This window comes from Serratia sp. AKBS12 (assembly GCF_024793895.1).
Taxonomy (GTDB): Bacteria; Pseudomonadota; Gammaproteobacteria; order Enterobacterales; family Enterobacteriaceae; genus Serratia_F.
This window is the reverse complement of sequence record NZ_JANUSB010000002.1, coordinates 17,548-29,566: the sequence shown is the minus strand read 5'-3', so window position 1 is coordinate 29,566 and position 12,019 is coordinate 17,548. Positions and strand designations below refer to the sequence as shown.

11 protein-coding genes, 1 tRNA gene and 1 other RNA gene are annotated in these 12,019 nt (G+C 54.1%); 11 read left to right on the top strand and 2 right to left on the bottom strand.

All coding sequences use genetic code 11. The features are described 5' to 3' along the window. The first annotated feature begins 35 nt into the window (after nucleotides 1-35). The 9 genes from recX to luxS all read left to right on the top strand — a co-directional run bounded on the left by recX (nucleotide 36) and on the right by luxS (nucleotide 7,796). On the top strand, nucleotides 36-569 hold the full coding sequence (gene recX / locus NYE85_RS00170) for a recombination regulator RecX (RefSeq protein WP_259002268.1): 534 nt from the start codon (nucleotides 36-38) through the stop codon (nucleotides 567-569). A gap of 134 nt (nucleotides 570-703) precedes the next feature. Then, on the top strand, nucleotides 704-3,331 hold the full coding sequence (gene alaS, locus NYE85_RS00165; RefSeq protein ID WP_259002267.1) for an alanine--tRNA ligase: 2,628 nt from the start codon (nucleotides 704-706) through the stop codon (nucleotides 3,329-3,331). A gap of 252 nt (nucleotides 3,332-3,583) precedes the next feature. Beyond that, nucleotides 3,584-3,769 (top strand): carbon storage regulator CsrA, encoded by a 186-nt coding sequence (gene csrA / locus NYE85_RS00160; RefSeq protein WP_004091602.1) that lies wholly within the window; start codon nucleotides 3,584-3,586, stop codon nucleotides 3,767-3,769. 312 nt (nucleotides 3,770-4,081) lie between these two features. Next, nucleotides 4,082-4,174: transfer RNA gene (locus NYE85_RS00155), tRNA-Ser, on the top strand. A gap of 26 nt (nucleotides 4,175-4,200) precedes the next feature. After that, a non-coding RNA gene (locus tag NYE85_RS00150) (RtT sRNA) lies at nucleotides 4,201-4,318 on the top strand. Nucleotides 4,319-4,479: 161 nt separating this feature from the next. After that, entirely contained in the window at nucleotides 4,480-5,046 is a 567-nt protein-coding gene (yqaB, locus tag NYE85_RS00145; RefSeq protein WP_259002186.1) for a fructose-1-phosphate/6-phosphogluconate phosphatase, read from the top strand. Then, complete coding sequence (locus tag NYE85_RS00140) at nucleotides 5,043-5,471, top strand: YqaA family protein (protein ID WP_259002185.1); 429 nt, start codon at nucleotides 5,043-5,045, stop codon at nucleotides 5,469-5,471. Before yqaB ends, NYE85_RS00140 begins: the two co-directional genes overlap by 4 nt. An 81-nt stretch (nucleotides 5,472-5,552) precedes the next feature. After that, the gene (gshA, locus tag NYE85_RS00135; protein WP_259002183.1) at nucleotides 5,553-7,115 is read left to right on the top strand and encodes a glutamate--cysteine ligase; all 1,563 of its coding nucleotides are present in this window, start codon (nucleotides 5,553-5,555) and stop codon (nucleotides 7,113-7,115) included. Nucleotides 7,116-7,280: 165 nt separating this feature from the next. After that, nucleotides 7,281-7,796, top strand: a complete 516-nt coding sequence (gene luxS / locus NYE85_RS00130) for an S-ribosylhomocysteine lyase (protein ID WP_259002181.1) — start codon at nucleotides 7,281-7,283, stop codon at nucleotides 7,794-7,796. A 77-nt stretch (nucleotides 7,797-7,873) separates the two neighbouring features. On the opposite strand, the gene NYE85_RS00125 is transcribed toward luxS, so the two are convergent. Further along, entirely contained in the window at nucleotides 7,874-9,163 is a 1,290-nt protein-coding gene (locus NYE85_RS00125) for an HlyC/CorC family transporter (protein ID WP_004955167.1), read from the bottom strand. A gap of 64 nt (nucleotides 9,164-9,227) precedes the next feature. Then, on the bottom strand, nucleotides 9,228-10,019 hold the full coding sequence (locus NYE85_RS00120; RefSeq protein ID WP_004955165.1) for an inner membrane protein YpjD: 792 nt from the start codon (nucleotides 10,017-10,019) through the stop codon (nucleotides 9,228-9,230). A 167-nt stretch (nucleotides 10,020-10,186) separates the two neighbouring features. Between NYE85_RS00120 and ffh the strand changes: the two genes are divergently transcribed. Next, the gene (gene ffh, locus NYE85_RS00115) at nucleotides 10,187-11,548 is read left to right on the top strand and encodes a signal recognition particle protein (RefSeq protein WP_259002176.1); all 1,362 of its coding nucleotides are present in this window, start codon (nucleotides 10,187-10,189) and stop codon (nucleotides 11,546-11,548) included. Between the two features lie 214 nt (nucleotides 11,549-11,762). Then, nucleotides 11,763-12,011 (top strand): 30S ribosomal protein S16, encoded by a 249-nt coding sequence (rpsP, locus tag NYE85_RS00110; RefSeq protein ID WP_039991114.1) that lies wholly within the window; start codon nucleotides 11,763-11,765, stop codon nucleotides 12,009-12,011. The last annotated feature ends 8 nt before the right edge of the window (nucleotides 12,012-12,019 follow it).

The window sequence follows — 12,019 nt, the reverse complement described above, 5'->3', positions numbered from 1 at the left end:
TTTGAGCGCGCCGCCTTTATCAAGGCTGCGATGCTATGAATGATGCCGTTCCTCAGTCCGCTGGGAACACCTTTAATGACCTGCTAAGTCGCGCGATGCGCTTGTTATCGCAACGCGATCACAGTGAAGCCGAACTGCGCCGCAAACTTGCGGCGCAGCCGTTTGCTGCCCGTGGCAGAATGGCCACAAAAACTCCCGCCACCACGCCCGTTGAACCGATAGATCCTACCGTTGTCGAACAGGTCATTGCCTATTGTTATCAGCATAATTGGCTGGACGACCCGCGTTTTGCCGTCAGTTACATCGGCAGCCGCAGCCGTAAAGGCTATGGTGCACAGCGCATTCGTTCGGAACTGATGCAAAAAGGCGTCGACAAGGACACTGTGCAGACGGCGCTGGCTGAGTGTGAGATCGACTGGTGCGCGCACGCCAGAGAGGTTGCACTGCGCAAATTTGGCGAGCCGTTGCCGAAAGAATGGAAAGACAAGGCTAAAGTACAGCGTTATCTGCTCTATCGCGGCTTCTTTCAGGAAGAAATTCAGTCAATTTACCGTGAATTTGCGCAATGAACGCACACGGGGTTTTACTTCCCTGTGAAGAAAATTTATCTTATCCCCACTTTTTGTTCGTGTGCGGGGGGCCTCCGTCAGGATGACGCACCCCTCTGCTCACGTATCGTTATTCTAGCCTTTCCGGGAAAAATATGAGCAAGAGCACCGCTGAGATCCGTCAAGCGTTTCTCGATTTCTTTCATAGTAAAGGTCACCAGGTTGTCGCAAGCAGCTCTCTGGTGCCTAACAATGATCCGACATTGCTGTTTACCAATGCCGGCATGAACCAATTCAAAGATGTTTTCCTGGGGCTGGACAAACGTGCCTACTCCCGTGCGACCACCTCGCAACGCTGCGTGCGTGCCGGTGGTAAGCATAACGATCTGGAAAACGTCGGCTATACCGCTCGTCACCACACCTTCTTTGAGATGCTGGGCAATTTCAGCTTTGGCGATTACTTCAAAAACGATGCCATCGCCTATGCATGGGAACTGCTGACCGGTGAAAACTGGTTCAATCTGCCAAAAGAAAAACTGTGGGTAACCGTCTACGAAACCGATGATGAAGCCTTCAACATCTGGCAGAACGAAATCGGCATCCCCGCAGAGCGTATTATCCGCATCGGCGACAACAAGGGCGCGCCGTTTGCCTCTGACAACTTCTGGCAGATGGGCGACACCGGTCCTTGCGGCCCATGCACCGAAATTTTCTACGATCATGGCGACCACATCTGGGGCGGTCCTCCGGGCAGCGCAGAAGAAGACGGTGACCGTTACATCGAAATCTGGAACATCGTGTTCATGCAGTTCAACCGTCAATCTGACGGCACCATGCTGCCATTGCCCAAGCCGTCGGTGGATACCGGTATGGGGCTTGAGCGTATCGCCGCGGTGTTGCAGCACGTAAACTCCAACTATGAAATCGATCTGTTCCGTACGCTGATCGAAGCGGTGGCCAAGGTCACTGGCGCAACCGATCTGGATAACAAATCGCTGCGCGTTATTGCCGACCACATTCGTTCCTGTGCCTTCCTGATCTCTGATGGCGTTATCCCGTCGAATGAAAACCGCGGCTATGTGCTGCGCCGTATCATTCGTCGTGCGGTGCGTCACGGCAATATGCTGGGTGCCAAAGACACCTTCTTCTACAAATTGGTTGCACCGCTGATTGGCGTTATGGGCCCTGCGGCCGATGAGCTGAAGAGCCAGCAGGCGATGGTCGAGCAAGTACTGAAAACTGAAGAAGAGCAGTTTGCCCGTACGCTGGAGCGTGGTTTGGCGCTGCTGGATGAAGAACTGGCCAAGCTGCAAGGTGACACGCTGGATGGCGAAACCGCTTTCCGCCTGTATGACACCTACGGCTTCCCGGTTGATTTGACCGCCGACGTTTGTCGTGAGCGCGGCCTGAAAGTGGATGAGGCCGGCTTTGAGGCGGCGATGGAAGCCCAGCGCCGTCGTGCGCGTGAATCCAGCGGTTTTGGCGCCGATTATAACAGTCTGATCCGCGTTGACGGAGCCAGTGAGTTCTGCGGTTATGATCATGACCAGCAGCAGGCGAAAATCACCGCCCTGTTCCGTGACGGCCAACCGGTGGATGAGATCCATGCCGGCGAAGAGGCGGTGGTAGTGCTGGACGCCACACCGTTCTACGGTGAGTCCGGCGGTCAGGTAGGCGATAAAGGCATCCTGAAGTCCGCCGTTGCCGAGTTCGTGGTTGGCGATACTCAGAAATACGGTCAGGCTATCGGCCATCAGGGCAAACTGGCGCAGGGCATACTGAAAGTCGGCGACAGCGTCGACGCGCTGATTGACCAGGTTCGCCGTAATCGCATTCGCCTGAACCACTCGGCAACCCATTTACTCCACGCTGCTCTGCGTCAGGTATTGGGCGAACACGTGGCTCAGAAAGGCTCGCTGGTTAACGATAAATATCTGCGTTTCGATTTTTCGCATTTTGAAGCGATGAAGCCGGCCCAAATCCGTGCGGTAGAAGATTTGGTCAACCAACAGGTTCGTCGCAATCTGCCGGTCCAGACTGAGGTGATGGCGCTGGATGATGCCAAAGAGAGGGGCGCGATGGCGCTGTTCGGTGAAAAGTACGATGACCATGTGCGCGTGCTAACCATGGGCGACTTCTCGACCGAACTGTGCGGCGGTACTCATGCTAGTCGTACCGGTGATATCGGTCTGTTCCGCATCCAGAGCGAATCTGGCACCGCCGCAGGGATCCGTCGTATTGAAGCGGTCACCGGCGAAGGCGCCGTTGCCACGTTGCATCAGCAGAGCGACCTGTTGCAGGAGGTTGCTCATCTGGTAAAAGGTGACGGCAATAATCTGGCAGAGAAAGTGCGCGCGGTACTCGATCGTACCCGTACGCTGGAAAAGGAGCTGCAACAGCTCAAGGACCAGCAGGCGGCGTTGGAGAGTGCCTCACTGTCCAGCAAGGCGAAGCAGGTCAACGGCGTGAAACTGCTGGTGAGCCAATTGGATAACGTTGAGCCGAAGATGCTGCGTACCATGGTTGACGATCTCAAGAATCAACTGGGTTCAGCAATTATCGTTCTGGCTACCACGGCCGAGGGTAAAGTCAGCCTGATTGCCGGCGTGACCAAGGATCTGACTGACCGGGTAAAAGCCGGCGAATTGATTGGTCACGTGGCGCAGCAGGTTGGTGGCAAAGGCGGTGGCCGTCCTGATATGGCGCAGGCAGGGGGAAGCGATGTCAACGCTCTGCCAGCGGCATTAGACAGCGTTGAAGCCTGGGTGGCTTCCAAGCTGTGAATATAAATAAATAGCACATCTTAACGCCATAACTCTTTGTTGATTATGGCGTTTTTATACTGTGCTTAAACAATGCAGTTACAATTACGGGAACAAAGTTTCTCAGGTCGGCTAAACTTATCGTTATCTGCGGTGATACCAAGTCTACTTACACTTATTGTGGGTTCTATGGCTTACCTTTTCACCACATATGATGGATAATGACGGGGAAACTGAGAGACCCGACTCTTTTAATCTTTCAAGGAGCAAAGAATGTTAATTCTGACTCGTCGAGTTGGTGAAACCCTCATGATTGGCGATGAGGTCACGGTTACAGTGCTAGGGGTAAAAGGCAACCAGGTTCGTATTGGTGTGAATGCTCCGAAAGAGGTGTCTGTGCACCGCGAAGAAATCTATCAACGTATCCAGGCAGAGAAGTCTCAACAGACGACTTACTGATTTCGAAAGCAGCGTCTCGTTGCGTAGCGAGGCGCTTCTGCCTTTTTTTGCGCGTTATCCCCGCTTTAATGCATTCCCGCCAATAATTTTTCTTATCTTCCCTATTCGTTATGTTGTGGAATTATCGGCGTTTGGCTGTTGATAAAATACTCTTTTTGCCGTCAAATCACCCATGTTGCCTGCGATTTGTGCAAACGCGCAGGAGTTGGGAAAAATTGTTTGACTTATAAGTCGGGGAAAGTAATATGTGCGCCACGCAGTGCCGATGAGCTTCTCTAAAGCGAGTTAGGCACAGTTCGAAAGAAGCGTACTGGTGAGGTGGCCGAGAGGCTGAAGGCGCTCCCCTGCTAAGGGAGTATGCGGTCAAAAGCTGCATCCGGGGTTCGAATCCCCGCCTCACCGCCATGAAAAACCCGCTTCGGCGGGTTTTTCGCTTTTCCGACCGCGAGAAGAGCGGTTGGAGGTTCGAGCCGAGCGCAGCGAGACAACGTTGCCTTGGCAACGGCCCGCAGGGGAGGCGTAAGCCGAATCATCCTCCTGGATGCACCATCTAAGAAAAACCCGCTTCGGCGGGTTTTTCGCTTTCTGCCATTCCCGTTCGAACTAAACCCCTGCGCCGTCCAGAGCATTTTCCGTCATCACGCAATCAGCGACAATATGCCGGCTTTGCGATAAAGTAGTTTTCTTTCCTCTATGATCATGGAGTAACGATGTACGATCGCTACCAGGGTCTGATCTTTGACATGGACGGCACTATTCTGGACACCGAGCCAACGCATCGTAAAGCGTGGCATCAGGTGCTGGGGCGTTATGGTATGGCGTTCGATGAAGCGGCAATGGTCGCGTTGAACGGTTCGCCAACCTGGCGTATTGCCGAAGCGATTATCACCGCGCATCAGGCCGATCTCGATCCCCATCATCTGGCGGCAGAAAAAACGCGCGCGGTAGAGGCAATGCTGCTTGATACCGTACGTCCCTTGCCACTGATTGAGGTGGTAAAATCCTATCATGGTCGTCGCCCCATGGCGGTTGGCACCGGCAGCGAACACCGGATGGCGGAAGCATTGCTACGCCATTTAGGGCTGTATCAGTGCTTTGATGCCATTGTTGGTGCCGATGACGTTCAGCGCCACAAACCGGAACCGGATACCTTTCTGCGCTGCGCCGAACTGATTGGCGTGCCGCCGGAACACTGCGTGGTGTTTGAAGATGCCGACTTCGGTATTCAGGCCGCACGTAGCGCCAATATGGCGGTGGTAGACGTCCGCACGCTGTGAGTAGTACGCTAACGATACTTTCGTTATTTGGCAGTAGTTTCCTCAGTGCAACGCTGTTGCCGGGAAACTCGGAAATCTATCTGGTTGCCCTGTTGAGCAATGGCCGCATTTCACCGGAGCCGTTGGTATTGGCGGCGACGTTAGGCAATACGCTCGGCGGGGTAACCAATGTAATTATCGGGCGCCTGCTACCGGCGATGAAACCACAACGCGGCCTGGCAACGGCGCAGCGGTGGTTGCAACGCTTTGGCCCGGCTGCGTTATTACTCAGTTGGGTGCCGGTGGTGGGCGATTTGTTGTGCGTGTTGGCAGGTTGGCTGCGCATGCCGTGGGGCCCTGTTATGCTTTTTCTATGTATCGGAAAAGCACTACGCTATATCGTTTTGACTATGATAACGCTACAGGGTATCGCTTTGTGGCATTAACGAAGTGAATATAACTCAATATTCTATCGGGTGCGGTTTCAGTATGCTTACGAATTATCGTTTTAGAAGCGGGAGGTCAATTTGATCCCGGACGTATCACAGGCGCTTGCTTGGTTGGAAGCCCACCCTCAGACATTAAAAGGCATCCGCCGCGGTATTGAGCGCGAAACGCTGCGCGTTACCGCAGACGGCAAGCTGGCTACCACCGGGCATCCGGAACATCTGGGGGCGGCATTAACGCATCATTGGATCACCACGGACTTTGCCGAGGCGCTACTGGAGTTTATTACGCCGGTTGATGACGATATCGATCATTTGTTGACGTTCTTGCGCGATATTCATCGCCATGTAGCGCGCAATATCGGTGATGAACGCATGTGGCCGTTGAGTATGCCGTGCTTTATCGGTGCGGAGCAGGATATCGAACTGGCGCAGTTTGGCTCGTCGAACATCGGCCGTATGAAAACGCTGTATCGCGAAGGGTTGAAGAACCGCTACGGTGCCTTGATGCAGACCATTTCCGGCGTGCACTACAACTTTTCGTTGCCGCTGGAGTTCTGGCAGGCATGGGCCGGGGTAGAAGATGCCGAAAGTGGCAAGGAACAGATATCTGCCGGCTATTTCCGCCTGATCCGCAACTATTATCGCTTCGGCTGGGTTATCCCGTTCCTGTTCGGCGCATCACCGGCCATATGTTCCTCGTTCCTGAACGGGCGCGAAACCTCGTTGCCGTTCGAAAGCAACGGGAGTGGCATGCTTTATCTGCCTTATGCTACCTCGCTGCGGTTGAGCGATCTGGGCTATACCAACAAATCTCAGAGCAACCTCGGCATTACCTTCAACGATTTGCAAAGTTACGTGAAGGGGCTGAAGAAGGCTATCGTCACGCCGTCGGAAGAGTTTGCCAAACTGGGGGTAAAAGACGGCGATCGCTATCTGCAGTTGAATACCAATGTGCTGCAAATAGAAAACGAACTGTATGCGCCAATCCGGCCGAAACGCGTTACCCATAGCGGAGAGACGCCGTCAGATGCGCTTCTACGCGGCGGTATTGAATATATCGAAGTTCGTTCGCTGGATATTAACCCGTTCTCGCCAATCGGCGTAGATGCGGTACAGGCGCGATTCCTCGATCTGTTCCTGGTGTGGTGCGTGTTGGCCGACGCGCCGGAAATGAACAGCGATGAACTGCTGTGTACGCGCAAAAACTGGAACCGGGTTATCCTGGAAGGGCGCAAACCGGGGCAAACCATCGGCATCGGCTGCGATGATACACGCAAGCCGCTGCAACAGGTCGGCAAGGCGCTGTTTGCCGATCTGCGTCGCGTAGCCGAGGTGCTGGACAGTGAAGCGGGCAACCAGGCTTATCAGCAGGTATGCGATCGGTTGGTTGCGGCCTTTGACGATCCTGAGCTGACGTTCTCCGCGCGTATTCTGAAGGCCATGCAGGACGCCGGCAATGGCGGTGTAGGCCTGGCATTGGCGGAACAGTACCGTCAGATGCTGCGGGATGAACCGCTGGAGATTTTGAGCGAGGCGGCGTTGGCTAAAGAAGCGCAAGCCTCTTGGCAGCGTCAGCGCGACATAGAAGCCAGTGATACGCTAAGCTTTGAACAGTTCCTGAAGGCTAATGGCGGGGGCTGAAAAGAAAATGGCCACATCAATGTGGCCAAATATGCATCTCTGATGACAGGGATGATGATAACAAATGCGCGTCTTTCACATAGTCAGACTTGCAGGGTGGGAAAAGGTTTCCTTGGATTGCGAAAAAATCCGAAATAAATTTTTTTTTTAACGAGGAGGTGCTAAATGCCACTGCTGGATAGCTTTACCGTAGATCACACCCGCATGGCGGCCCCGGCGGTTCGCGTTGCGAAAACCATGAAAACGCCGCATGGCGATACCATCACCGTTTTCGACCTGCGTTTTTGCATTCCGAATCAAGAAGTGATGCCAGAGCGCGGTATTCATACGCTGGAACACCTGTTTGCCGGCTTTATGCGCGATCACCTGAACGGGCAGGGCGTGGAGATTATCGATATTTCGCCAATGGGGTGCCGTACCGGTTTCTACATGAGCCTGATCGGTGTACCGGAAGAGCAGCGCGTGGCGGATGCCTGGAAAGCGGCTATGGCCGACGTGCTGAAAGTGACCGATCAGCGCAAGATCCCTGAGCTGAACGAATTCCAATGCGGTACCTACCATATGCATTCTCTGGAAGAGGCGCAGGAAATCGCCAAGCATATTCTGGATCGCGATGTGGTGGTTAACCACAACGACGAACTGGCGTTACCGAAAGAGAAACTGCAAGAGTTGCATATCTAGTCGTCAGTCAGACCTGCCGACAGTCAATGTAAAAAAAGACGCGATTTCGCGTCTTTTTCTTTTGTGCGGCGGCCTGCTTAATGATTTTGTACGCTAGCCTGCAGGGGTTTGATTGGCGTTACCCGCACCTGTTTGATCATATTGTCCTGCACGTCCAGAATGTCGAAGTCATAATGGCCGACGCGGATCCGGGTGCCGGTTTCCGGGATTTCCTCCAGCTCTTCCAGCAGCATGCCGTTGATGGTACGCGCATCAACCGCTGGCAGGTTCCAGTTGAAGGCCTTGTTCAGCTCCCGCACGTTGGCAGTACCGTCAATCAGTACCGAACCATCGCTCTGCGGATTCACCTCTTCCGCCAGCGTAGGCGACATGGAAGTGGTGAAATCACCGACAATCTCTTCCAGGATGTCCTCCACCGTCACCAGCCCCTGAATATCGCCGTATTCATCCACCACGATGCCAACCTTTTCCTTGTTGCGCTGGAACTTCACCAGTTGCACGTTGAGCGGCGTGCCTTCCGGCACGTAATAGATCTCATCGGCGGCCCGCAGCAGGTTTTCCTTGTTGAACTCTTTCTTTTCGGTCATTAGCCGGTAGGCTTCGCGCACCCGCAACATGCCAATGGCATCATCCAGCGAGTCGCGATACAACACGATGCGGCCATGCGGCGAATGCGTCAGCTGACGCATGATGGATTTCCAGTCATCATTGATATCAATACCCATGATTTCATTGCGCGGCACCATGATGTCTTCCACCGATACCTTTTCCAGGTCCAGTACCGAAATCAGCATGTCTTGATAACGTCGTGATATCTGTGAGTGAGATTCGTTAACGATGGTGCGCAGCTCTTCCTTGCTGACCGCATCGCTGATCCGCTGGTTGGTGTGGACGCCGAACAGGCGCAGCAAGATGCTGGTAATGCCATTGAGCAACCAAACCAGCGGGAACATGATTTTCTGCAACGGCGCCAGCAGAAAGCTGCTGGGGAAAGCGATGCGTTCCGGATAGAGTGCGGCGAAGGTTTTGGGCAGCACCTCGGCGAATAGCAGTACCGCGAAGGTCAGCACGCCAGTGGCGATAGCCACTCCGAGATCGCCATATAAGCGCATGCCGACGATGGTCGCCAGCGCCGAGGCCAGGATATTCACCAGGTTATTGCCGATCAGTACCAGGCCGATCAGGCGGTCAGGTTTTTGCAGCAGCTTTTCAACCCGACGGGCAGAACGGTTGCCTTGCTTGGACAAATGACGAAGACGATAGCGGTTGAGCGTCATCATGCCGGTTTCGGAGCCTGAAAAATAAGCTGAAACCACTATCATGATCACCATAATGATGATTAGGGTGGCTGTCGAAACGTGCTCCAACGCGATATTCCTTATGTGTGGAGAAAAGTAACCTCAACGAATGAGGCGGTAGCCATAATGCAGTTTAGCGCACCATCACTTCTTGGATCAGGCGGCTGCCAAAGTAAGCCAGGGTCAACAGAAACGCACCGACCAGACTGAACCAGACCACGCGGCGGCCGCGCCAACCCTCATGATAATGGCCCCAGAGCAGAACGATGTAGACAAACCATGCCATGATCGACAGCACCGCTTTATGGACGTTTTCCTTACTGAACAGATTATCCATATACAGTAAACCAGTGCACAGGGTGAGTGTCAGCAGCACCACGCCTATCTGGGTGATGTGGAACATCTTGCGTTCAATGCTCATCAATGGCGGCATGTCGGCGCTGAAACTGAGCTTTTTGTTCTTGAGCAGGTAATCCAGCCAGGCCAATTGCAAGGCATAAAGCGCGGCAATGATCAGCGTGGCGTAGGAAAACAGCGCCAGGCCGATATGCACCAGCAGTTCCGGGCTGGCTTCCAGGTGGGTGATGAATTCACCCGGCAACAGACTGACAAATGCCAGATTGATCATCGCAAAGCTATAGACGATCGGCAGCAGAAACCAGCCGCGATCGCGGGATGCGACGATGGTCATCACGGTGCAGATAATCAGGCTGACGATCGAACCTATATTGATCAGACTGAGGTTTTGCCCGCCGCCAACGTCGAAAATACGCTGTTGCAGGGCGATGGCATGACACACCAGCGCCACTACGGCAGAGAGCAGAGCAAGCCGACGGTATGCGCTATTCTTCCGCAACAAGCTGGGAATGATCAGTCCAAGGCTGAGCAGGTAGGCTATCAAAGCCACAATGGAAAATACTGGCATAGCGTTTAATTTTGCATCGGCGTGATTAATTGGATTGCCAGTATAGCGTCGTGTGGGCCGTGCTCCAACCGATCTCCAACGCCAAGGCAGAGATCGTGTCCGCTTCGTGTTATAATCGCTGCAATTGTGTCGCCATGGCGGCCTGTCTTTACGTTGAGCCTGAGACGATGTTTGAAAATTTAACCGATCGATTGTCGCGCACATTGCGCAATATCAGCGGCCGTGGGCGGCTGACCGAAGAAAATATCAAGGAAACCCTGCGTGAAGTGCGCATGGCATTGCTGGAAGCGGACGTCGCGCTACCGGTGGTTCGTGATTTTATCAATCGCGTCAAAGAAAGCGCGGTTGGGCACGAGGTTAACAAAAGCCTGACGCCGGGGCAGGAGTTCGTCAAGATCGTCAAGAACGAACTGATTGCCGCCATGGGCGAAGTCAACACCGAGCTTAATCTGGCGGCTCAGCCGCCGGCGGTGGTGCTGATGGCGGGCTTGCAAGGTGCCGGTAAGACCACCAGCGTCGGCAAGCTAGGCAAGTTCCTGAAAGAAAAACAAAAGAAAAAAGTGCTGGTGGTTTCCGCCGACGTTTATCGCCCTGCGGCGATCAAACAGTTGGAAACGCTGGCTGAAGGCGTCGGCATCGACTTTTTCCCGTCGGATGCCAAAGACAAGCCGATCGACATTGTTAACCGTGCGCTGCAACAGGCGAAGCTGAAGTTTTACGATGTGCTGATCGTCGATACCGCCGGTCGTCTTCACGTCGACGAAGCGATGATGGACGAAATCAAGCAGGTGCATGCGGCGATCAAGCCGGTGGAAACCCTGTTTGTGGTCGACGCCATGACCGGCCAGGATGCGGCCAACACCGCCAAGGCGTTTAACGAAGCGCTGCCGCTGACCGGTGTAGTGCTGACCAAGGTTGACGGTGACGCACGCGGCGGTGCCGCGCTGTCGATTCGCCACATTACCGGCAAGCCGATCAAGTTCCTTGGCGTTGGCGAGAAGACCGACGCACTGGAGCCGTTCCACCCGGATCGCGTGGCTTCGCGCATTCTTGGCATGGGTGACGTGCTGTCGTTAATTGAAGATATCGAGAGCAAGGTCGACCGCGATCAGGCGGAGAAACTGGCCAACAAGTTGAAGAAAGGCGACGGCTTTGATTTGACCGACTTCCTCGATCAGCTCAAGCAAATGCGCAACATGGGCGGTATGGCCAGTATGTTGAGCAAGTTGCCGGGCGCAGGCCAACTGCCGGACAACGTTAAATCGCAGATGGATGACAAGGTGCTGGTGCGTATGGAGGCGATCATCAACTCGATGACGCTGAAGGAGCGCGCCAAACCGGAAATCATCAAGGGGTCGCGCAAGCGCCGTATTGCGATGGGTTCCGGCATGCAGGTGCAGGACGTCAACCGGCTGTTGAAGCAGTTTGACGAAATGCAGCGCATGATGAAGAAGATGAAAAAAGGCGGTATGGCGAAAATGATGCGCGGCATGAAAGGCATGATGCCGCCAGGTTTCCCAGGCCGTTAAACGTGCTGCTTTCCAGCAGGGGAGCACGTTAACCGATTTGCCGTTCGCGGCAAAAACCGCCCGAAAGTGAGTGGGGCGCAAAACGAATTGCCGGCAATCTACGCTTTAGATTGCTTTTTGCGCCAAAATGAGTAAAATTTTCGGGCTTTTTATATTGCAACCGGGCCCCGTCCCTCAATGGGGCCCGGCTGTTTTATTAACTAAAGAGGATGTTATGGTAACAATTCGTTTGGCACGTGGCGGCGCTAAAAAGCGTCCGTTCTATCAAGTAGTAGTGACCGACAGCCGCAACGCTCGTGATGGTCGTTTCATCGAGCGCGTAGGCTTCTTCAACCCGATCGCTTCTGGTCAGGCTGAAGCACTGCGTCTGGACCTGGACCGCATCGAACATTGGGTCGGCCTGGGTGCAACCGTTTCTGATCGCGTTGGCGCGCTGATCAAAGACGCTAAGAAAGCAGCTTAATCTGTCGC

What these genes read in the sequence shown, in the direction of transcription:
- NYE85_RS00120 (WP_004955165.1), bottom strand. Translation starts at nt 10,019, where the DNA reads ATGCCAGTATTTTCCATTGTGGCTTTGATAGCCTACCTGCTCAGCCTT.
- rpsP (WP_039991114.1), top strand. Translation starts at nt 11,763, where the DNA reads ATGGTAACAATTCGTTTGGCACGTGGCGGCGCTAAAAAGCGTCCGTTC.
- recX (WP_259002268.1), top strand. Translation starts at nt 36, where the DNA reads ATGAATGATGCCGTTCCTCAGTCCGCTGGGAACACCTTTAATGACCTG.
- yqaB (WP_259002186.1), top strand. Translation starts at nt 4,480, where the DNA reads ATGTACGATCGCTACCAGGGTCTGATCTTTGACATGGACGGCACTATT.
- ffh (WP_259002176.1), top strand. Translation starts at nt 10,187, where the DNA reads ATGTTTGAAAATTTAACCGATCGATTGTCGCGCACATTGCGCAATATC.
- luxS (WP_259002181.1), top strand. Translation starts at nt 7,281, where the DNA reads ATGCCACTGCTGGATAGCTTTACCGTAGATCACACCCGCATGGCGGCC.
- alaS (WP_259002267.1), top strand. Translation starts at nt 704, where the DNA reads ATGAGCAAGAGCACCGCTGAGATCCGTCAAGCGTTTCTCGATTTCTTT.
- csrA (WP_004091602.1), top strand. Translation starts at nt 3,584, where the DNA reads ATGTTAATTCTGACTCGTCGAGTTGGTGAAACCCTCATGATTGGCGAT.